Below are 23,115 nucleotides of genomic sequence, written 5' to 3' on the forward strand. Positions count from 1 at the left end.
CCGCAAAAGGACAGACCTTATCAATCAGATTTTTATAGGGCCGGTTTTAATGCGATCCCGCGTCAAGCGCGGGAACAGGATAGTTTTGACACACCTCCCTGAATTGTGCTGCAAATATACTTAAATTCTTATTTATTTGTATTCCTGCCAGCTCTTAATCTGGATGCCTTTTTCATCCATATTGCAGAAAGCGCTGATGAAGGCACTTGCCAAACGGGCGTTGGTGATCAACGGAATGTTGTGATCGATCGCCGCACGACGGATCTTGTAGCCGTTGGTCAGCTCGCGCTTGCTGTGGTCCTTCGGTATGTTGACAACCAGTTCGAACACGTGCTGGCTGAACATATCCATAATGTTCAGGTCGCCCTGTTCGTCCGGCCAGCAAACAGCTGTCGCAGGGATACCGTTTTCATTCAGGAATTTAGCTGTTCCGGCTGTTCCGTAGATGTTGTAACCTTTGGCTGCCAGCATGTGGCAAGGTTCCAGCAGTTCGGCTTTGCTCTTGGCGGCACCGGAAGAGACTAACACGTTCTTCTGTGGGATTCTGTTTCCGACAGCCATCATGGCAGAAAGCAGTGCTTCGTCGAAGTCGTCGCCGATACAACCTACTTCACCTGTAGAGCTCATATCTACGCCCAGTACAGGGTCAGCCTTGTGTAGACGGGCGAATGAGAACTGCGAAGCCTTCACGCCGATCCAGTCGATGTCGAATGCGCTCTTGTCCGGTTTGGTGTAAGGAGCATCGAGCATGATACGGGTAGCCGTTTCGATAAAGTTGCGTTTCAGAACTTTGGATACGAACGGGAAGCTGCGGGATGCACGCAGGTTACATTCGATTACCTTCACGTCGTTGTTCTTGGCTAGGAACTGGATGTTGAACGGTCCGCTGATATTCAACTCTTTGGCGATCATCTTGCTGACCTTCTTGATGCGGCGGGCTGTTTCGAAGTAGATCTTCTGTGCCGGGAATACCAATGTCGCGTCACCGGAGTGAACACCGGCAAACTCGATATGTTCGGAGATGGCATATTCAACCACTTCGCCGTTCATGGCTACCGCGTCGAATTCGATCTCTTTCGCTCCCTGCAGGAATTCGGAAACGACTACCGGATATTCTTTGGAAACCTTGGCTGCCAGGTTCAGGAATTCGATCATCTGTTCCTTGTTGTGGCATACGTTCATGGCTGCGCCGGAAAGCACGTAAGACGGACGGATCAGAATCGGGAAACCTACCTTTGCGATAAAGGCGTCGATCTCTTCCATGCTGGTCAACTCGGCCCAACGCGGCTGGTCGATACCTAACGTATCCAGCATCGCGGAGAATTTATGACGGTTTTCGGCACGGTCGATCGACAGCGGCGAAGTGCCTAATACTGGGACGTTTTGACGGTACAGCTTCATGGCAAGGTTGTTCGGGATCTGTCCGCCTACGGACACGATTACGCCCTTCGGCAGTTCTAAGTCCATGACGTCGAGTACACGTTCGAACGACAGTTCGTCGAAGTACAGGCGGTCGCACATATCATAATCGGTGGAAACCGTTTCCGGGTTGTAGTTGATCATGATGGATTTGTAGCCTAACTTGCGGGCTGTCTGTGCGGCATTCACCGAACACCAGTCGAACTCTACGGAAGAACCGATGCGATAAGCTCCCGAACCTAAGATCACGACACTCTTGTCGTTCGGATAGTAAGAGATATCGTGCTGGCTACCGTCGTATGTCATATACAAGTAGTTCGTCAGTTCGGGATGTTCCGAGGCGATCGTATTGATGCGTTTTACGCTCGGTAGGATACCTAATTTCTTACGCAGGTTACGCACGCGGATGTTTTCCTTTTCCATGTTGCCTTCCGGATTTTCAACATAGCGGGCGATCTGGAAGTCGGAGAATCCCAGGCGTTTTGCTTCCTTCAGCACATCTTCCGGCAGATCCTCGATCTTATTGTAGGCAGACAGTACTTTCGTATAGTCTACGATGTTTTTCAGTTTTTCCAGGAACCACGGGGTGATTTTGGATAGTTCGTGTATGCGGTCTACCGTGTAGCCTTCTTCAAGCGCTTTGGCTACGGCGAAAATACGCAAGTCGGTCGGGTTGGCCAGTGCGTCGTCCAGGTTGTCGAATTCCACGTCGTTATTGCCGACGAAGCCGTGCATGCCCTGTCCGATCATGCGCAGACCTTTCTGCATGATTTCCTCGAAGCTCTTACCGATCGACATGATCTCGCCGACAGACTTCATGCTCGAACCGATCAGACGGCTTACACCGACGAACTTGGTCAAGTCCCAACGCGGGATCTTCACGATCATGTAGTCTACTTCCGGTGCTTTATAGGCGGAGTTGGGGGTTCCCATTTCGCCGATTTCGTCAAGGCTGTAACCCAGCGCCAACTTGGCTGCCACGAATGCCAGCGGATAACCGCTCGCTTTGGAGGCAAGTGCGGAAGAACGGCTCAGGCGGGCGTTTACTTCGATCACGCGGTAGTCACAAGTCTCGGAGTTGAATGCGTACTGGATGTTACATTCGCCGACGATACCTAAATGGCGGATCGTCTTGGTTGAAAGTTCTTTCAGCAGATCCAGTTCTTTGTCTGTCAGTGAACAGGTAGGAGCGACAACGATACTTTCGCCGGTATGTACGCCTAACGGGTCCACATTTTCCATGCTTACGACCGTGAAGCAGTGGTCGTTCTTGTCGCGGATTACTTCAAATTCGATTTCCTTCCAGCCTTTCAGCGATTCTTCCACCAATACCTGGGGAGAATAGGCGAAAGCACTTTCTGCCAGCGAACGCAGTTCGGCCTCGTCCTTGCAGATACCGCTACCCATACCGCCCAATGCGTATGCGGAACGGATCATAACCGGGAAACCGATCTCGTAAGCCGCCTTTACGGCGTCTTCCAGGTTTTCGACAGCGTGGCTGACCGGAGTTTTTACTGCTATCTCGTCAAGTTTCTTAACAAACAGGTCGCGGTCTTCTGTGTACATGATTGCTTCGACCGAAGTTCCCAGTACTTTTACACCATATTTGGCCAGTGTTCCGCTGGTATACAGTTCGGTTCCGCAGTTCAGGGCAGTCTGTCCGCCAAAAGCCAGCAGGATACCGTCCGGTTGTTCTTTTTTGATCACTTCTTCAACAAAATAAGGAGTGATCGGCAGGAAATACACCTTGTCGGCTACCCCTTCTGATGTTTGAATGGTTGCAATGTTCGGATTGAGCAATACGGTGCTGATTCCTTCTTCTTTCAGCGCCTTCAATGCTTGTGAGCCAGAGTAGTCAAATTCTCCGGCTTGTCCGATCTTCAGGGCACCCGAGCCCAGAACAATCACCTTTTTGATACCACTTTTCGACATAGTAATTTGGGTTGTTTAATTTATTGATTTTATAGAATGTTATAATTGTCTTACGAGATCATAAGGCACAAAAAAAATGCGTTAGTAAAAATAACTAACGCATCCTATATAACCAAATGATAATCCTTTAAAATAAAGAAATGAGCTTCATTGTCCGACATATAACCGGAAAAGTATGCTGGATTATCCTTATGTGCCTTCTGTGTCATGAAACTCTATCTTCAAAATTTCGGCAAAGATAAGGCTTATATTTTAAATATGCAAGAGGTTCAGACTGTCTCTTTTTTGAAAAACACCCTTTAGGCCAATAGGACAATCGCGTCAAAAGATTCTTTTCCGACTATCTTTTACTAATTGTCATTTTGACAACCTAATCAGGGTATTTACTATCAAATAGAATGTTAAAAAATATTACCCTTGCGGGTAATTTCCAAAAGATGCCCTACTAATTCAAATTAGATGGGATAGAGGTATCGTTTTGATAATTTTATTTTCCTATCTTTACCTCATCAATCATTCAAATAATTCTGATATTATGAATAAGACGCTTTATCTCATTTTTACTTGTTTCCTTCTGTGTGCCGGCACCCGTCTTGCCGCCCAGACTTTTGATTATGATCGGGTGAGCGGCCATCCCCGCTTGTTGATGAAGCAGGGCGAGGAACGGCAGATACGGGAAAGCCTGAAAGATAATCCCGAAATGCAGCGCGTCTATAATCAGATTGTCGGAGAAGCCGACCAGTTGTTGGTCTGCCCGACGCTGACGTATAAGAAAGAGGGACGCCGTCTGTTGGCCGTTTCCCGTGAAGCGTTGAAGCGTATTTTCGACCTTTCATTTGTGTATCGGATGACCGGCGAAGATAAATACCGTCTGCGTGCCGAGCAGGAGATGGTGTCTGTCTGCTCGTTTGACGACTGGAACCCGTCTCATTTTCTGGATGTCGGCGAGATGACGATGGCGGTTGCGATCGGCTATGACTGGCTGTTCGATAAGCTGTCTCCGGAGACAAGGAGATTGGCACGTGAATCGATTCTTCAGAAAGGTTTTGCTCCGTCGAACGACAAACAATATAACTGGTTTCTGAAAGCGGAAAACAACTGGAACCAGGTTTGCAATACCGGTTTGGTATATGGAGCCCTTGCCCTTTTGGACTCGGATGGCAAGGAGGCGGCTGCTGTCATCGAACGGGCTATGTCGTCTGTCCCCCTGTCGATGAAAGTGTATGCCCCTGACGGCAACTATCCGGAAGGATATAATTATTGGGGATATGGGACGAGTTTCAACGTGATGTTGATCGCTGCGCTGGAATCGGCTCTCGGTTCGGACGGTGGGCTGAGTACGGTGGAGGGCTTTATGCCTTCGGCCCGCTTCATGCAGTATATGGCGGGGACGACCGGTCTTGCCTTCAATTTCAGTGATGCACGCGAAACGACTCAATCTTTTCCAGCCATGTTTTGGTATGCATCCAAATTGGGCGATCCTTCCTTGCTCTGGAACGAAAAAATATTCCTGACACGCGAGGATACGCATTTTACTGCGGAGGAAGAGCGTTTCTTGCCGATTATCCTGATCTATGGTTCCCGTTTCGATATGAAAGAAGTGACGCCGCCTGTCTCGAAAATCTGGACTGGACATGGAAAAGTGCCTGTAGCCCTGATCCGTACCGGATGGGACAAAGGAGAAGGTTTTTATGTCGGGATAAAAGGAGGAACGGCTTCGGCCAACCATGCCCATATGGATGCCGGCTCATTTGTGTTCGAAGCTCTGGGAGTACGCTGGGCGCAAGATTTGGGTATGCAGGAGTATTATTCGCTGGAAAAGGAGGGGGTGCGTTTGTGGAACGGTAATCAGGACGGGCAACGTTGGGATGTCTTCCGCTATAATAACTTTGTACATAATACGTTGACGGTGAACGGAGAGAAACACCAGGTAAAAGGAACGGTCCCGATCCTTGCTACCTATACGAAAGATGCACGGTTAGGGGCCAGTTTGGATATGACTTCACTGTTCGGCGGTAGTCTGAAAAAAGCGACACGCGAGGTCGTGCTTGTGAAGGAGCGGTATTTGCAGGTAACGGATCAGGTGCAGGCTGCCGGCAAACCGGCTTCCGTCCGGTGGACAATGGTCACATCCGCCACTCCTAAGTTGCTCGATCCTCACACGATGGAGTTGACGAAAGAAGGTAAGAAATTACATGTGATTATCGACAGCCCTTCGGCTGCTATATTTTCGGTGGTCGATAATGTTCCGTCTCACAGCTACGATGCTCCGAATCCCGGTTCCGTCCGGATTGTTTTTGATGCTGATGTGAAAGCCGGTCGGAAAGAAACTTTGAAAGTGCGTCTGGTTCCGGTTGTGGAATAATATATGAATGTACCGATATGCCGGGGTACGACAATACCGGTGAATGGGCATATCGGTATGCTTCAATTCCTGTTTGTTATTTACCGAAATCCCAGTTCCTGATGATTTGCAATATTTCCTCTTTCATCTCCTTCGTTATGTTGTTTTGTGTACTGGGCTGGAAGGCGAGAAACCTTTTGGCAGCCTTATGGAATTTGTCCGGATGTGAAAAAGAGGGGTGCGTATACAGTTTGGCGAGCAAGAAGTAGGTATATCCGTGTTCTGGCAGGATTCGACTGATTTCCAGTAGGTAACTTTCTGCTTTCCGGTATTGCTTGATCGCCTCTTCGTTTTCTGCAATTGCATAGTACAGTTCGGGAGCCGCACTTAGCTTTAAAGCCCTGTCCAACCACTTGATGGCAATATCGTGCTGCCCGGTCTTATAGAAACATTCTGCTCCTTCGTATAGGAAATCTGTCCGGTGGTATAACTGGACAAATAGGTCGGTATATCGGCTGGCTGCTTGTTCGTATGCCTGATCGTGATATAATTCCTGAAGCGTCTTCCATTCCTTATAGCTATAGTAGGTATCTTTCTGTCCATAGAAAAGAATGCAGGTGAGGGCGGCAGCGATGGCGCTGATATACGGGATGCTCCTCTGTGCCCGTTGCTTGTCGTGCTTCGGATTGGTCACACATATGACAGTCAGGAATAAGAGCAGGACCCAATAGGTCGGGAGTTGGAGCGGATAGGAATAAAGGGCGAAGATTCCGAGCGCCAGAATTCCGCCGGATGCTCCTATTTGTCTGTGTCTGATACCGTAATAGAGAGAAAATGCCAACCAAAAGATAAAGAGTAGCAAGCCTGTAATACCTAACTCAAGTCCTATCTGCAGATATTCGTTGTATGCATACCGGGGACAGGTTGCGGTCTGTTTTTCTTTGGAAGAGGCGGTAGCGGTTTCGAAATAGGCGGATTGTCCCTTTGCGTATGTGGCAGGAAAGCCGCCTATGCCCGTGCCGGTTACCGGATGTTCCATGATGGCCTGCGTCGTGATATTCCAGATCAAAAGCCGGCGGTCTCCAGCCTGGGCTTTTTGGATATTTCCGACTAGGATGATTGCCGCGATGATAACAAACAGGATAATCGAAGAGATGGCGAACAGTTGGATATGTTTCTGTATGGCTTCTTTCGTCTGTTTCCATCCGATCATCTTCATCCAGCAAACCCAGATCCCGGAAAGGATGGCAGCCATCCATACGGGTTGGTCGGTTTTGAAGAGTAAGGCCGTGATAATCAAAGTAGCTCCGAGAATAGAAAAATAGAACAGGAAGGTACGGGATTCCCACAAAGCGACTTTGTCACAATTCTTAAAACGGAGTAACGTATTCAGGCAGACCGGGAAAATGACCGCGATATAGCCGTAGAAAGGTTCCGGTTTCAGCGATGTTTCAAGCAGTCTGAAGACCGGATGGGTGATGGGAGCAGGATCGATAGAATGGCTGATCCCCCAGATGGCTGGAACGATTCCGGTGAATATGATGATCGTAATGAAAAACGGGCGTAATTCCTGGTGTGCCTGTAAAGCGCCTCTGAGCATAAACCAGAGGGCGACTAGCTGGGCGATGAAAAGGAAACGTTCCGGTTGAAGATTCTCGTCTTTGTCGTAAGAAACCAGTACGATACCGAATAGGAGCAACAATAAGGCGTCCGGTAATGAAAAGATAAAACGGCTTTTCCTTGTTGTAAATTCCATAAGTAGAACCCCACCGGCTAATAAGAGAGATGTGAAATGAAACCAGCAAACTTTTCCGGACAGCGTGCTGTCTGCTAATTCCGGATTCATGGCGAAGATTATACACAATAGTAACATTCCACTCGTTGCGAGTAAAAGTAATCTCAGATAACTAAAAAAATTATTCATAATTATATTTATTAAAATGTGAAAAAAACTCTGCGTTCTGTGGGTTGAGAGGCAGAGACCTTCTCACAGCTTATCTGTCAGGCATTGCCAAATAGATGGCAAGGAAATGGACCGATGCAAGTATACCCTATTTAAACAGAAAGAGAAGCCTGTGTGTTTTCCTTTTGGAAAGAAAGATTGGAACAGGCCTAAAGAGGTTGCAAAAGTAGATTTTGCTTTATTGAAGAGCAGATGTTAGAGTTGACATTTTGTTGACAATGTACAAACGGCGGGCATACAAAATATTTTAACGAGAAACGATAATCTCTATTTGAGTGGTAGGAGTTAAGGTTCGGGTTGTTTTTTCAATGTGAAAAGAGGCAGATAGAGGAAGATCCCCAAGATGGACATGGCGAGCCCGCCGATAGTACCGGCGGCCAGTGGAAACCAAAATGCTTCCTTATCCGGGCCTAACATGAACGGAATGAAACCTAAGATGGTCGAAACGACTGTGAGGAAAATGGGGGTGATCTTCGCATTCCAGGCTTTCAGATATGCCTTGTAGGGCGACATTAGCGGCTTACGCTGCCGGATTTGGTTGTATTCATTCAAAATGTAGATACTTGCGTTTACAGTTATACCGCACAGCAGGACGAAGGAGGCAAATCCTCCTTGGTCGAAATTCAGTTTGAACCAATAGAACGTGAGGAATACGCCGATGTAGGAGATCGGTATCACAAAGATAACGGCCAACGGCTGTTTCAGCGAATTGAACAGGATGCTGGTGGTAAAGAAGATAATGACGATGATCAGCAATAACAGAAGATATTGTTTATTGTCCTTCTTGTCCCAGTACCAGTAAGCGCTGTCCGACTTGGCTGTATATCCCATCGGCAGTATGGCGTTGATTTCTTTCAGGTCGCGTTCCTGTATCTTGTTTCCTTGGTTAGAAGCCCCGATATACTCGTATTGCAGGCAGAGGCGATATTGCTGGTTTACCTTGCAGACTTTTTGCGGCATCTGTCCTTTTTCGACACTGGCAAGCTCTGCTAACTTGTAAGGCTTGCCGTCGATCGTCTGTGGGACATACTGCATGCTCCATACATCGTATTCCTGTGACTGGCGGGAGGAGAGTTTCAGCTTCTCCGTCTCTTCATTGACGACGATCGTCCCGGTATAAATGTCTTTCCCGAAAACGGGGTTGATGGAGGCGAACAGGTCGATCGGCTGTATGTCTTCCTGGGCCAGCCGGGCTTTGTTGAGATTGAAGTAGAACTCCTGATAGTCGTCTTTCCACCATGAGAACTCCGAATTGATCAGCACCTCTTTGATGCGGCGGTGGGTGAGCAACTTGGCTTTCAGCCGTTCGGCCCATTCGTACAGCTCGTCGTAGTTGTAACCGTACATCTCGATGCGGAAAGAGCCGGCTCCTTCGCGTACATCGTTGCTGAATCCCTGGTCTTGCAAGCCGTAGACTTGCCAGCTGCCACCCCCTAACTCGAGCGCTTTGCTGATAATCTTGCTTTTCAGGGTGTATGGGAAACCGCTCCGTTCGCTCTCTTTCGTGAAGTAGATACGGATACCGGCTTGACGTGCACTGTAGACATTGGTCTGGAATTGCCGTATCTCTTTGAAGGTGCTGAGATAGGCCTCCATTCGTCCCATCAGGGTATTCATTTGTGACAAGGTCGTCCCATTCGGGAGCGATGCGCTGACAGACAGAACTGTTTCTTCGTTGCGGGTGAAGTAGCTTCCTTCATATACTTTCTGGACAAACAGGCGCAGGGTTCCGCCTAACGCCTTATCGACGATGGGTTTGATTTTTTCCTTATACGTCTCGTTAGAGGCGAATTTATTATATTTCTCGATCAGCAGGGAATCTGTTGCCGTGTAGACCTTCTTCTTGTCTTTCGTGTCGTATTCGATTTTCTCCGGTAACAGGAAAACCGGAATGCCGAATGCTAACAGTAAAATGAAACATGCCAGTTTCTTCCATCCGCAGAGGAAGTTGATTTGCCATTGATAGTACCGGTTGTAGTAGACGGGGAAACGCTTGAGAAAATGGTTCGTCCTTTTCCTGATCCGATTTCTCCATGTAGGCCCGGTCTCTTCTCCGGATGTTTTCTTTTTCCCGCTTTTTTTCCATTCCAGGTTCATCTTATCGATCAGGGCGGGAACCAGGAAAAGCGCGATTAACAGGGAAACTCCTAAATTGATGATGACGACAGCTGCAAAATCCTGTAAGTTGAGGCGTATTTTTTCATCTAAGAAGAAGATGATGACCAGTGCACCCATCGTTGTCAAGGTCGCTGCGAGTATGGACAGGATGGCCTTCCGGTTGTGTCGGTTTCGGATATGCTCCGTCATAACGATTGTGTTGTCGATCACCAGGCTAAGCGAGATTGTGACGCCGGCCAGCGAATAAAGCTGCATTTCCAACCCTAGCAGATAGTAAAGGATGACTGCTATACAGAGGTTGATCGAAAGACTGATGACAATCAGAAACAGATATTTTAGTTCGCGTGTGATCAGCAAGACGAACATCAGCAGGATCAGGACGGTGAGCCCTGTACGGACATAAATTTTGTTCAGCTCGTCCCGGATGAATTCGGTAGCGTCATAGCTGGTATGTATTTCATAGCCGGGAGGAAGCAAGGTGCGGATATGTTCCATTTCGGCTTTTACTAGTTTGGCAAGTTCCAGCTGGTTCGCTGTCTCCTCGGCGCGGATGGACAGGTAGATGGAATTCAAACCGTTGATACGGTAATAACTCTGCGGAGCCTCTTCCTGGCGGGTGACTTTTAGCAGTTGGTCCAGGCGGATCAGCTTGCCGTCTTTGTTCAGGACGGTTATAAGCGATGGGTTGAATCCATCTGTTTCGTTTTCAGGAACCAAAGCGAGACGTATCCACTGGCTGTTTTGTCCTCCTTCGCGCGAAGTTGCCAACTGAGTTTCCACGTTCCCGGTCCCTAAGAATTCTTTTTGATAATACTGGCTGATCGCTTTCTGTATATCCGGGATGCTGATACCTAACGTTGCCAGCTGACGGCTGTCATATTCCAGTCGCCATTCCATCGGGGTGGCGCCGCTGACATCGATGCGGTAGATGCCGGGAATCCCGCTTAGGCGGGGTTTTATCTGATCTTCGGCAAAGCGTTGAATGAATATGGGAGTGGCTGCCGCATTCAGTGTGTAGCTCATGAAGGGCCGTGCTTCCTTATCGTCCGGCCGGCTCATTTCCAGAACCGGATAGCTCAGTCCGTCCGGCAAGCTGGGCCATGTCTGCCGGATGATGGTAGATGCTTCGAAACGGGCGGCGTCGATATTGGTATGCTTGTCCAACTCGAGCGTGACATATCCCCATCCGTTGCCGGAGGTGGAATTGATCTCCTTGATCCCTTTGATGCGTGCTAACATTGCTTCGAGCCGTGAGGTTACTTCCATCTCTATCACGCGTGCCGAATTGCCTGGCATGTTATAGCTGATAGTCAGCTGCGGCAGCGTGCGCGACGGCGATAGCTTGATCGGTAGCAGCGGTATGAAAGCGATTCCCGCCAGCGCCACGCAAAGGAAGGTGACGATGATGGTGAAAGAGGATATTTTAGGAGATGCACTCATTATTCATTCTTTGTTACAATCCGTACTTATACTCGAACTCGTTCGAAAGAGAAATCCCCGTTTCGAAGTCATGCAACGTCAATTTTCGGATCTTATAATAACTTAGCCAGTAGTTCTGCAAAGCCGAAATATAGTTTCGCTGCGCCTCCTGCTGGCGGTTTAGCGACAGGGTAAGACTGTTGATATCTGCTTTTCCGATCATAAAGCGCTGCTTGGTTTCACTATAGGCTGTCTCTGCCAGGTCTACTGCTTCTTCGGCGCTTCCGATCAGGGCCTGCTGGATATTGAAATCGCCGACTGTCATAATCACGTCTTCTTCGACTGTCAATTCTTTTTGTTTGGCAGATGTTTCTGTGACAAGCAGGTTATTCTTGGCGACATTATGCTTCCCTTTTCGTACGCCCCAGTCCACCAACGGGATCGAAACGGACAAAGAGACGATTTCCTGCTGTTGCAGATTTTTGTAGGCGTCCTGTATGTTCTTGGACACCTGGTTGAACCCGATGCTGGCATTGATCTGAGCGTTGAACATCGCTTCTTTCTTAGTCTTGTCTACCTGCTGCTGAGCCTCTAATATTTGCTGGCGCAGTTCCAGGAAGGTCGGATTATTTGCACGTGCCAGTTCGAGCGCCTTGTCGACAGAGATTTCCATATCGCGTGGACGGCTCGGGAGGCGCAGGCGTATTTCCGTATTCTTGTCGAAGTTCAGGTAAGAGGCGAGGCTGAACATGGCACGTTTCAGGGCGATTTCCGCATTTTTCAATGTGTTGCGTGCGTTTACTGCATCCAATTTCAGTGTCAGCAAGTCTGCCTGGCTGATAGAAGCGATCTTATGCCGTTCCTGCCCTGTCCGGTATAGCGTGTCGGTAGTGGCGACATTTTCCTTGGCCAGATCGTATTCCACCTGTGCCATTGCCAGGGCGAAGAAATAGGTCGTTGCCTGTTCGCTCATTTGCTCTACATTATATAATAGCTCTTTCTTGACCTTCTCATATTTCAACGGCTCGATTTTCCGTTCCCATTTGAAAGCGTTATATCCCAATAAATCTTGCTGGTAGCCGAGGCGGATCGGAACCGATGAGAACTGGTTATAGGTCCGGTCGCCGAAATAGCGCATATAATCCAAATCCGTATCCAAATAGAACGTACCGCCTAAGAGGTCGAAATTTTGTTCGATCTCCAATTGCCCGCCCGCATAAAACGATTGTTGTTTTCGATATTCGTCGATATCTGCTTCCGAGTCGTATCGTTGAGTGAAGTAACGGCGGTATTGTGCCGGTGTCAGATTCAGGGTAAGGCTCGGCAGACGGCCTGCCTTGTAGGTCCGGTACTCCCAGTATCCGGCCAGGTACATGTTCTTGTACCGGAAAGCGTCCAGCGAACTGTCTGCTGCCAGTGTGATAGTCCGTTCCAGTGTCAGCGTGAGCTGTGCTTTTCCCGGAAGTACGCATAAGAGCATCAGCAAAGTGATGATGTATCTATAAACGAATTTTCTGTCCATAATTTCTAATTTTCAACTTTCAATTTTTTAATGTCATGTTTGCGATAAATGAACCAGTATATCAGCGGTATGACAAAAAGGCTGACTGCCGTACCGATCAGCATGGCCGAGATCATGGCGATGGAGAGCGGCTTTTGAAGTTCACTACCCATATCGAATGTGAAAAGCAGCGGAACCATTCCGAATATTGTCGTTAATGATGTCATGATGATAGGACGCAGGCGCCGCCGTCCGGCTTCATGTATGGCTTCCATAAGTGGGACTCCTTCTTTGCGGAGTTCGTTGATGGCATCCAGTTTCAGGATGGAGTCGTTGATGATGATACCGCAGGTCACGACGATACCGATGGCGCTCATCAGGTTCATAGTATGGCCGCATATCCACAGTACCAGTAAGGAGGCGGCCACGTCGATCGGGATTTCGAGCAGCACAATGAGCGGTTGCAGGAAACTTTCGAATTGGGCTGCCAGGATGAAATACATCAGCAGGATCGAAATGAACAAAATCACGACCAGTTCGTTCAGCATCTGCCGGTTGGAGAAGAAACTGCCTGAAAAATCAATATCCCAGTCGGTATCAACCTCTTTTTTCACGTCTTCCATCAACTGTCCGGCATTGTCTATATCATAGAAACTGAACGGAATGTATTCTCCGTTTTTCCCTGCCGTGATCGTTTTCAGATCCTCTCCCGGAGTGACACGCACCAGGGATTGCAGCGGGATATATCGTACGTTGCCTTCCGCGTCGGGAACAGTGTTTACCAATGTTTTCTGTAAGACCTCGTTAACCGTTTGTTCTTCCCCGGCCAATGCGATTGGCAGATATTGCTGGTAGGAGCGGAGCGTTGCTACTTCATTCTCCTTGAATGCTGTTTTCAGCAACCGGTATACTTCGTTGTAGTCGACGTTATAAAGCAGAAGTTTCTGCCTGTCTATCGTGATGTTCAACTGGTTGTCGAAGGTGATGCCGACAGGTGTATGCCCTGTTTTCGTCTCGATTTGCTGTTCTATCTTATGCAGGACGGAGGCTTCCGGCGCTTCGGATTTATTGCGGGTGTACAATTCGGCGACAATGTCGGCCTCACCCGTCACAAACAGTTTTTCGAATACCGTTTCGGGAGGTGAGAAGGAGATTACAGCCATCGGATAATGGGCTCTGATCCATTCTTCGACTGACTTCTGCAAAGGAGCGATTCCGTCCGGTTTCTCCGTCTTGAAATACAGTTCACTTTCGGAAACCGACATTTCACGGTCCCGGTTCAACAAGAACTGCTGTTGGCCTACATAGGCCGTGTGTTCTTTCACCTGATTGTCGATAGATGCGAATAACTGGCTGACACGAAACTGATTTTCATCTATGTGGATGTTTTCGTTCCATTCCACATGGGCGATCAGTTCGTTCTGATCAATCTCCGGCATACGGCTTTTCGGTATTTCGTAAAACAGGACAGCACATAGTGGAATTGTAACTGCTGTAAAAATTAAGGTCGCTTTTTTGTGACGGAATATGAAATCGACTCCGGCATCATAGAAACGGTCCAATGTATGCTCTTTCACCAGATTGTTGATCCGCATGTTGAAACCCTTGTGTTTGATATCCGGAATGCTGTATACCAGTTTATAAAGTACCGGCAGCAGCATGATTCCCGTGAAATAGGAAACCATCAGTCCGACGGTGACGGCAAAGGCCTGGTCGAAGAAGATTGCTCCTGCTATTCCGCTCATGAACACAAGTGGGACGAAAACGGCAATCGTTGTAAAAGTGGAACTCAGCATCGGGGTGATTACCTCGGTCGTTCCTTTATTGCAAGCCTCTTCCAGCGAATCCCCGCGTGCCCTGTATTGAGTGATGTTTTCTGTTACGATGATCGAACTGTCGATCATCATACCCAAAGCTAAGATCAGCCCGGAGATAGAAATGATATTCAGTGACATCTTGCAGAGATAGAAAAACAGGAAGCTGATAACCAAGCTTACCACCATACTTAACCCGATTACTGCCGGGCTCTTGATATCCCCTAAGAAAAGGATGGCTACGATACAAATAAAAAGGAATCCCAGCGACAAGTTCTGTTTCAAATTCGAGATGGTATAATCCAGTAATTCCGTTTGGTTACGGCTGATGCTGAAATCGATGTCCGGGTAAACGGAAGCGAAATAATCCGTCACTTCTGCCAATGCCTCTTTCATGTTATCCATATTTTCATCCGCCTGCTTGATTACGGCCAGTGTTACCGCCCGTTTCCCGTTGGAAAGGGAGGCTCCGGTCTCTTTCTCCGGCACGACGGAGATGCGTGCCAAATCTTTCAGTTGGAAGATATGGTTATTTTTCCTGATATAAATATTCTCGACATCTTCCGGTGTGCGCAGCAGTGTCGAGAACTTGATATTGTACTCGTAATAGCCGTCGCGTACGGTCATGCTACCCGGTTCGATATTATTGGATGTCAGTGCCGCCTCCAGGTCGTCGAGCGTGATTTCCGACATTTTCAGCAGTTTCATGTCCGGAACGATCTGCAACTGCCGTTTCAGTACCCCCGTCACATCTACCATCGCCACTTCGGGCAGTTGTTCGATCCGACGTTTGATCACTGTTTCGGCAAATTGGCAAAGGTCGAGGAAAGCGTCGTTTTTTAGTTGAGAGTTGAAAGTTGAAAGTTGAGAGTTGTTTTGTGTAGCCGTTTCACTTTCACCTTTCACCTTTCCACTTTCACCTTTTAAAGTCAAGTTCAGGCAGAACACCGGAATGTCGGTTGCACTGGCTTTGATTACCCGCGGACGTTCTACTTCACGCGGCAGATAGTTCATGGCTGCGTCTATCTTCTCGTTGACCTCGATGAAAGCCAGGTCCGTATTCGTCCCGAAATCGAAGTTGAGGCGTATGATGGCAGCTCCGTCGCGTGTCTCGCTATGGATATCACGCAGGCTGGCAACTTGCATCAATTGTTGGCGGATGGTTTTTACTACTGTGTTTTCCAGTTCGCGTGCCGAAGTATTCTGGCCGGACACCTGTACGGTGATCTCCGGAATTGCAATATCCGGCAACAACGACACCGGAATGGTGAAGTAGGTAACCAGTCCCACGATAAAGCAAGCCGTAAAAGCCATCAATACCGCGATAGGGCGTTGTAGTAGAAACTTTATCATGTATTAGAACTATGATTTATGATTTATAAATTATGATTTATGAATTGTCCATTGTCAATTTTCAATTACCTTGACCGGTGCCTCGTGAGCCAGATTGATGTTGCCGCTTGTGATCACGGTATCCCCTTCTTTCAGGCCGTCGACGATCGTGTAGCTGTCTGCGTTTTCCAACCCTGTATGTACATAGTTCCAGTATGCTTTGTCTTCCGTTAATGTGAATACAACCTGTTTGCCGGAACGGAGTACGACAGCGCTTTTGGGAACGACCAACTGTTTACCCAGCGAACGATGGATACTTACTCGTACATTCATCCCTTCGAACAACTGACCTTTATCGTTTACGGCAGCTTTCACCTGTACCATCCCGTCTTTGTCTACCAGCGGGTTTATTTCGGATATACGGCCGTCAGCCGTGACATCGAACAAGGCAAAAGGAGCTACCTCTACACGATCGCCTGTTTTGATAAGCGGCAGTTCGCTTTCCAAAACTGTGAAAGCGGCTTCCAATGTGCGGGTATCGATAATGGAACAGAAAACATCGGAGGTAGAAGCCGTGTTGAACTGTTTGGCGAACAGGTTAGCGACGACACCCTCGAAAGGGGCGGTCAGGACTGCGTTTCGTTGTTCGTATTCGGCAAGCTGCCAAGAGATCAGTGCCTGGTCATACCCGCTTTTTACCTTGACTAACTGCATGGTTGCGGGCGGTACTTTTGTAGAATCTTCCAGTTTGTAACCCTGTCCGATCAGTACGTCTTGCAGTTCCAGTTTGGCGCGTTCGAGTGCATCTTTGGCTTGCGCTGTCTTGTTGGCAAGGCGGAAGGTAGAGAGTTCTGCGAGCTTTTGCCCTTTCGTCACGCGATCGCCGTTCTTCACATATATCTTGGCGATCGGTTCTGCCGATTCGAATTTTAGGTCGACAAAGTTTCGGGCTGACAGTTTGCCGTTACTGATCAGTTCGTGGTTGAAATCAGTAGTATTCAACTTCATCACCGTCACCTCGTTTGTCTCGTCCGGCAGAACGGTTTCTACGCTTTCTTCGGAATCTTTCTCTTTCTTTTCACCGGAGCAAGACATCATCCCAGTCAGAATCAGTATGGCAAACAATTTGTAGTATTTCATATTTTATTGTTTTTATCAAAGTTGTTTCGCAAATATACAAACATATTTTAGTTACGAGCCTTTCGTAATTACTTTTTTTCTAATATCTTTTTTATTTCCGTTCTCATTTCTCTGACAGCGGTGCTTTCGACCTTCGGTTCTTTGGTCAGTACGGCACCGGCGGCAGCCCGGAATTTATCCTCCTGATAGAACTCTGGCTCTGCATATAGTTTGGCTAACAGATAGTAAGGATACAACCGTTCCGGAAGTATTTCGATGGCCTGAAGCAGTTCCCTTTCCGCTTCCCGGTAGTCACCGAGTGCCTGCCGGTTTTTGGCGATCATATACCGGATCATCGGATCTCCGCTCAGCCGCTTCGCCCGTTCCAAAACCTGTATCGCTTCCGTGTATTGCTCCGTTTTACTGAGGCATTGCGCCTCTTCGAACAAAAATTCCGGTTTATGCTTCAACTTGTCATGCAAGCTGTGGTAATCTTCCGCAACCGATTCATACGCCTTATTGTTATAAAGCATCTGCATCCGTCCCCACCTCCGATAAGCCTCATAGTTCCCTTTCTGCCCGACAAACAGACCTACAGCCGTCAATGCCAGCAAACCGGTCAACAACTTCTCTGCGAAAATCCGTGCCCTCTGCGTCCCCTCTTCCGTTACGCATACCGCCCCCAAAAACATCAGCGCCACCCAAAACGACGGCAACTGCAACGGATAGGACGACATTGCAAACACTACCAGTGCCAACACACCTCCGACCGCTCCATGCTGCCTGTTCCGGATTCCATAGTACATCATGCTCCCCAGCCACGACACGAATACGATCCATCCCCCGATCCCTTGTTCCAGCCCGATCTGCAAATATTCATTGAATGCATATTCGGGGCATCCGGCTACCCGTTTCTCTTTATCGGTCGCCTCCTCCGTCCCGAAATATTGCCCCTGCATTTCAGCATACGCCTCCGGAAACCCTCCCAGACCTGTTCCCGTAACCGGATGTCCGGCTATCGCTTTTCCCGTCACTTTCCACATCAACAACCGTCCGTCCGCCGAATCCCGTTTCAGACCGTATAGCCCGGCAAAAGCACAACCGGCCAATAGGATTACAATTGCGAAGAATGGAACCGCTACATTCTTATACCTACTATATATGGCTTTCGTCTTTTCCCATCCGATCCGTTCCGCCCAATACACCCACCCGCAAGCCACAACCGCCGCCACCCAGGCCGACCGGCTCATCCCGGCAGGCAAGACAACCAGGATGGCCCCTACGCATACCCAGCCGAAATAGTGCATCCCCTTTTGAAACCGCATCGCTGTCCACAGGCAAACCGGCAGCACGACCGCCAGATACCCGGAATAGGGACCCGGATTAAAGAAAGAACCCGTCAGCCGGAAAAGAGAATGATGGGAATAGACATGGCCATGCAATTGCTGCATTCCCCAAACGGCTTCGACCAGTCCGGTGAGCATCAAGGTAAACAAGAAAAAAAATTTAAGTTCCCGGTATGTTGTCAATATATACCGTAGCAAAAACCATAGAATAACCAACTGGCCTGCAAATAGTAACTTTTCCGGCTCCGGGTTAAGACTCCACTTGTACGTTATGAGAACAATGACAGCAAAGAATAATACCAAAAGATCCGAAAATGTAGAGGTAATAGCAGTTCCCTTTTGGGTTGACATCATGAGAAAGACGCAAACCGAAAAGAAAAGCATGGCAAGATGGAACCAGCACATTTTCCCGGTCACCAGTCCGTTTGCCAGTTCTGTCATATTTATGAACGGCGTGCAGAGTAGGAATATCCCGGCAGTGGAAAGCAGAAATATATGTAGTAGCTTTAAATTCATGATGCATTCTCTTTTGAAAAATTAATGTCACAGGAAAAAACTTGTTTCCCTTCTTGTATAAAAAATAGCTGTTCTTCATGCCCTTTTGTTAAGTTACGAAGCCAGAATATCGCCCCATGAGGTACGGTGAAATACAATTCTTTACTACTTGCAATTTGCTGTCCTAAAGATTTCCATCCGTCCGATCCATTCTGATAAAATAATTCATAATGATCTCCGGGTTCGATGAAATTATCATCATTTCGGGGGATAACCAGTATTTTCTTGAATTCAGTCACATTTCCCATGTCAAAGATTAATGTCGCATTATCTTCTCGAGACCTGAAAAAAGTTAGCGGATTGCCATCCAACACACATTTGGCAGAGTATTGGTCTGTAGGATATAATCCTTCCACATTGCGGTATAACTGTAGAGGAATGGCTTGAGTCTCGGAAGTGTCGCGGAAAACAACAAATTCTGCCAGTTCCACCCTATGATCGATAGGTGAATTCAGGTGTAAATAACGAAATTGACACGGCTGGCTGAATGAAATAGCCTTGCGGTTTGTAAAGAGTGTATCGGTGAACCGATATAACAGTTGTTTTATGCCTGATACAGAGTTACTGCCTTCTATTGTAGTTCCTATGACATTTCGGTTCAGATATTTAAAAAGATACTCCTGAAAGGGATACTTCCTTTTTAAACAAGCAATTTCTTGTTGCGACGTATCCGGTTTGAAATAGATAATTCTTTGCTTGTCATAAACAAACGGATAGCCATATGTTTTGATATTACCATTATTCACATATAAAAGCTGGAATACAATATCCGGCTCGATATTATGAAAAACTGCATGTCCTTTTTCAATCTGTGCAATATCGACAGGCTCCCAACTTCCATTTTTGAATATTCCGAGATACGCATATTTGCACCCTGAGACAGCTATCGGTAAAGAAATTTCATTCAGCCCCGAATAATTGTCCGTGACATCTTTGACAAAACAATTCCTGAAAAAAGGAAGTACGGTGTTATCTGTTGCCCACTTTTTGAAGCGCCCGCTCTGCATGCCGTAACAATCCCTGTATGCTTTCCCTTTGCGCCTGCCGTCATTGGCTACGGAGCGTACCACCTCATCTTTTGTATACCAGAAAGGATAACACTGGCCTGTGGTATCCCTGACTACATTCCAACAATGCCAGGTCCTTAGATCCGGCGAGTAGATATAATAGTCTGTTGTGATAGGAATCCCGACCGATCGCATTGCATAAGTTGCCACATCGCAAGCATCCCTGCAATATCCTACCCGGGTGGTGAAAAGATAATCGCCTCCGAGATGGGGCAGAGAAAAATCTGTATTATAATAAAACCATTCTTTTTTGAGAACCTGGTTGACAGCGCTGCATGCGTCGATAACATCCGTTCCTTTATAAAGGGAATCCAACTTGGGCATATAGTGTTCATAATATTTTTTTCGCCAGTTGCTGAGTGGCTCATTGGCTATCCTGTAAGGGAGGATAAACTCGCAAAAATCATCGAAAGAGAGATGCTTATTCCACGGATATTTCTTCCAGACTTCGAAAGAGAGGTCTATGTTTTCGATCAGATAATCGGCAGTTATTATTTTGGAGTCATATATTTTTTCTCCGTAATAATGCGAATAGGAACTCCATTTATCCAGATGTTTTTTATCTATAATCAGTAAGTCTTCTCCGTAAACGGATTTTCTTTTAACAGCATCGGCCAATATTTGTTTAATAGTGTCCTGTTGCCAACATTCATAACCATAATGATATGGCATATTTACGATAAGGAAACGGGCTGCTGCCAGTTTTTCAGGGTCTGTGGAATAATAATCGAGCACTTTTTCTAATTCTGTCCTGTTGCTTTCGGCGAATCGTAAAGCATATTCTAGCCGGTTATCCTTATTAAAAGTACAGGATGACAATAAAATAAGGAGGCATATAAAAAAAATCGTACTCATATTTTTCGTATTGAGATTAATTAGTGTATTGCTTTAAAGAAACGTTCCCATCGAAATTCACCGGTGTAGGGGTCAACCGATTTCCAAATGAAAGCTGCTTTCCCGACAATATATTCCTCCGGTAGTAACCCCCAATAACGTGAATCCTGCGAATTTTCTCCTTTGTCTCCGGCCATGAAATAATAGTCTTTCTGAAAGCAGTAGTCTTTTATTGGTTTGCCATCAAGGAAAACGGTTGAATCTTTATATTCGACTTTAGCTTTTTGTTCCCAAGAGATTAGTTTATGATATAACTGATAGTTCTTCCGGCTCATCGGTAACTGGTCACCGGCTTTAGGTATATAGAGTGGCCCAAAGTTCTGAATATTCCAACCGATAATGGAATCATACGGGAAACTGCGATATACACCACCCGGAAACTCTTCTGGTGAAGTCTGTCCGATTTTTTGTTGTGACGCGATGTTTCCGAGCGGTTCGTTTACTCCTTCTATTCGAAATTGACCGTTTTTGATGGAAAGTGTGTCTCCCGGCAGTCCGATGCATCGTTTGACATAGTACTTCAAAATGTGCATCTCGATCTTGTCCCAATTGTTCGGATGCGGAAAGTTGAAAACCAGTATGTCATTCCTTTCGATATTGCGGAATCCGGAAACCCTGTGGATTTCGACTTGCTCCAATCGCAATGTTGCGTTGAGGTTGAATAGTCGTGCACCGAGCACCGGTTTCCAGACCGCTACAAAATCCCCTTCGACTAGCTCCGGCTCCATCGAGTCGCTGGGGATATGAAAGGAGGCGAAGAGGAAGACTTGGGCGAAAACCCAAAGAATAGCCAACCCCACCACGGCAAGGAAAAAATCCAATAGGATGTCAATCCATCGTTTCATATAGATTATTACACAATATTATCTAACTCTAAATAACCCAATTGTATATCATCGTCAAAAGACATGATAATCCGATTGTTTTCTTCATCGTAACAAAATTCCAATATATTGTATCCTATTTCTATTGTTTTAAGATAATTGCCTTTTAAGTCAAAGACTAATAAAGTTGTAGGCCTGCTTTGTTTACCGAAATTATCTCTCCCGTCAGAGTAAGAGGCTACAATTTTATCTTTGGCAAAGATCACAGAACCATAATATTTTTGTTTATTAGAGGTTTTGTTATTCCATTTAGAACCATATATATTGCATTTTAAATTCCCTTCCAAATCATATATGGTCATTAAATCATGATGATCATAACACTCTACAAATGTTTTATTTTTTATGGATACTGCAATATTGACACGTTTTTTTTCTATTTCCGGATGAGTGTATTTGAGCTGTGTAATTTTCCCGGTCATCATATTCCAAATTGCCCCAGATTGATTAAAACCGGAACGACCGGTCGGTGTTATTATAGAAGCATAACATAGTGAATCATTTATGTAATAATATCTATTGGGTATTTGTTCTTGATTCAAATTCACTTTAACTGTAGGTATATAATTGAGGGGATTTGAAAGTACACTGTCAAGCTTGTAAGTGAATATTTTTTGTTTACCATAATCTGAAATATAAAATTCCCGGTCATCCTCATTAATACAGACAGAACCAAAACTTGTGATTTCCGTAGGACCAGGCCCCAAGAAAGCAGTGCTACAAATATACTTGAAATCATATTTATCAAATATATGCACAAGGCTGTCTTTTGAGACATAATCCCCTATAATTAAATACCGGTCAAGTAGAAAGGGTTGTGAGTATCGATTGATTAAAACATCTTCTGTTCCTATTTCTTTAACTTTACTGTGAAGATTAACGACATTGTCACGTTTGTTTTGATAAACTTCTGTTGCCACTTTTTTTGTACAACTCGAAAAAAAAACGAACAACAACAATAATAATATGTATATATTTTTTTGCATATCACTAATATTTTAGTTTCTATATATTCCATTAAAAAGAGGTTAGTGCAGATCCTCTCCCTACAAATACTTTAGAGAGGGAATAAAGCACTAACGCAATTTTTTTATTAACGTGTCCAGTCTTTTTCTTTCACATTTGGATAATATCTATAGCACCAACATCCTTTTTCATCATATTCGGTGAGGCATCCGTTAGGACATTCGTCATCTTCATATCTTGCTAAAGCCTCTATATTAGCAAGTGCCAAATCCGACAATTCCACTTCCTGTTTGTTCTGCTGATAATTCCAGCCAGCCGCTACGGCAATGGCTGCAAAGGCTATTACGCCAAAAAATTTCTTTCCCATTTTATTTTGTTTTTAGGAATTTGAATTCTATTATTTGAACCTTTCGTCCAGTATCATTTCCCGGAACAGGTGATT

12 protein-coding genes are annotated in these 23,115 nt (G+C 46.3%); 1 reads left to right on the top strand and 11 read right to left on the bottom strand.

Annotated features, from left to right (window positions below; all coding sequences use genetic code 11):
* Positions 1-132: 132 nt before the first annotated feature.
* Positions 133-3,351 carry a carbamoyl-phosphate synthase (glutamine-hydrolyzing) large subunit gene (carB, locus tag NQ564_RS17425; protein ID WP_008153095.1) on the bottom strand — a complete coding sequence of 1,073 codons (3,219 nt, stop codon included), beginning with the start codon at positions 3,349-3,351 and terminating at the stop codon, positions 133-135.
* A gap of 535 nt (positions 3,352-3,886) precedes the next feature.
* On the opposite strand from carB, the gene NQ564_RS17430 reads away from it, so the two are divergent.
* Entirely contained in the window at positions 3,887-5,716 is a 1,830-nt protein-coding gene (locus NQ564_RS17430) for a heparinase II/III domain-containing protein (protein WP_008153093.1), read from the top strand.
* Positions 5,717-5,792: 76 nt separating this feature from the next.
* On the opposite strand, the gene NQ564_RS17435 is transcribed toward NQ564_RS17430, so the two are convergent.
* The 10 genes from NQ564_RS17435 to NQ564_RS17480 form a co-directional block, all read right to left on the bottom strand.
* Positions 5,793-7,619: an O-antigen ligase family protein gene (locus NQ564_RS17435; RefSeq protein ID WP_008153092.1), complete on the bottom strand. Its 1,827-nt coding sequence runs from the start codon at positions 7,617-7,619 to the stop codon at positions 5,793-5,795.
* Positions 7,620-7,943: 324 nt separating this feature from the next.
* Positions 7,944-11,216: an efflux RND transporter permease subunit gene (locus tag NQ564_RS17440; RefSeq protein ID WP_129650298.1), complete on the bottom strand. Its 3,273-nt coding sequence runs from the start codon at positions 11,214-11,216 to the stop codon at positions 7,944-7,946.
* A gap of 13 nt (positions 11,217-11,229) precedes the next feature.
* Entirely contained in the window at positions 11,230-12,675 is a 1,446-nt protein-coding gene (locus NQ564_RS17445) for a TolC family protein (RefSeq protein WP_050771078.1), read from the bottom strand.
* A gap of 47 nt (positions 12,676-12,722) precedes the next feature.
* On the bottom strand, positions 12,723-15,863 hold the full coding sequence (locus tag NQ564_RS17450) for an efflux RND transporter permease subunit (RefSeq protein ID WP_008153081.1): 3,141 nt from the start codon (positions 15,861-15,863) through the stop codon (positions 12,723-12,725).
* 54 nt (positions 15,864-15,917) lie between these two features.
* On the bottom strand, positions 15,918-16,982 hold the full coding sequence (locus NQ564_RS17455; protein WP_008153080.1) for an efflux RND transporter periplasmic adaptor subunit: 1,065 nt from the start codon (positions 16,980-16,982) through the stop codon (positions 15,918-15,920).
* 68 nt (positions 16,983-17,050) lie between these two features.
* Positions 17,051-18,823 (bottom strand): O-antigen ligase family protein, encoded by a 1,773-nt coding sequence (locus NQ564_RS17460; RefSeq protein ID WP_129650300.1) that lies wholly within the window; start codon positions 18,821-18,823, stop codon positions 17,051-17,053.
* Positions 18,820-20,784: a transglutaminase domain-containing protein gene (locus NQ564_RS17465; RefSeq protein ID WP_021862177.1), complete on the bottom strand. Its 1,965-nt coding sequence runs from the start codon at positions 20,782-20,784 to the stop codon at positions 18,820-18,822. The genes NQ564_RS17460 and NQ564_RS17465 overlap by 4 nt, the downstream gene beginning before the upstream one ends.
* 20 nt (positions 20,785-20,804) lie before the next feature.
* A complete protein-coding gene (gene lepB, locus NQ564_RS17470) occupies positions 20,805-21,668 on the bottom strand; it encodes a signal peptidase I (protein WP_129650304.1) in 864 nt (287 codons plus the stop codon).
* A gap of 8 nt (positions 21,669-21,676) precedes the next feature.
* A complete protein-coding gene (locus NQ564_RS17475) occupies positions 21,677-22,627 on the bottom strand; it encodes a 6-bladed beta-propeller (protein ID WP_317135401.1) in 951 nt (316 codons plus the stop codon).
* 173 nt (positions 22,628-22,800) lie between these two features.
* A complete protein-coding gene (locus NQ564_RS17480; protein WP_008153067.1) occupies positions 22,801-23,040 on the bottom strand; it encodes an NVEALA domain-containing protein in 240 nt (79 codons plus the stop codon).
* Positions 23,041-23,115: the final 75 nt, after the last annotated feature.

This window comes from Parabacteroides johnsonii DSM 18315 (genome assembly GCF_025151045.1).
GTDB lineage: Bacteria > Bacteroidota > Bacteroidia > Bacteroidales > Tannerellaceae > Parabacteroides > Parabacteroides johnsonii.

Coding starts and splice junctions, on each gene's coding strand:
- carB (WP_008153095.1), bottom strand. CDS start 3,351: ATGTCGAAAAGTGGTATCAAAAAGGTGATTGTTCTGGGCTCGGGTGCC.
- NQ564_RS17430 (WP_008153093.1), top strand. CDS start 3,887: ATGAATAAGACGCTTTATCTCATTTTTACTTGTTTCCTTCTGTGTGCC.
- NQ564_RS17435 (WP_008153092.1), bottom strand. CDS start 7,619: ATGAATAATTTTTTTAGTTATCTGAGATTACTTTTACTCGCAACGAGT.
- NQ564_RS17440 (WP_129650298.1), bottom strand. CDS start 11,216: ATGAGTGCATCTCCTAAAATATCCTCTTTCACCATCATCGTCACCTTC.
- NQ564_RS17445 (WP_050771078.1), bottom strand. CDS start 12,675: ATGCTCTTATGCGTACTTCCGGGAAAAGCACAGCTCACGCTGACACTG.
- NQ564_RS17450 (WP_008153081.1), bottom strand. CDS start 15,863: ATGATAAAGTTTCTACTACAACGCCCTATCGCGGTATTGATGGCTTTT.
- NQ564_RS17455 (WP_008153080.1), bottom strand. CDS start 16,982: ATGAAATACTACAAATTGTTTGCCATACTGATTCTGACTGGGATGATG.
- NQ564_RS17460 (WP_129650300.1), bottom strand. CDS start 18,823: ATGAATTTAAAGCTACTACATATATTTCTGCTTTCCACTGCCGGGATA.
- NQ564_RS17465 (WP_021862177.1), bottom strand. CDS start 20,784: ATGAGTACGATTTTTTTTATATGCCTCCTTATTTTATTGTCATCCTGT.
- lepB (WP_129650304.1), bottom strand. CDS start 21,668: ATGAAACGATGGATTGACATCCTATTGGATTTTTTCCTTGCCGTGGTG.
- NQ564_RS17480 (WP_008153067.1), bottom strand. CDS start 23,040: ATGGGAAAGAAATTTTTTGGCGTAATAGCCTTTGCAGCCATTGCCGTA.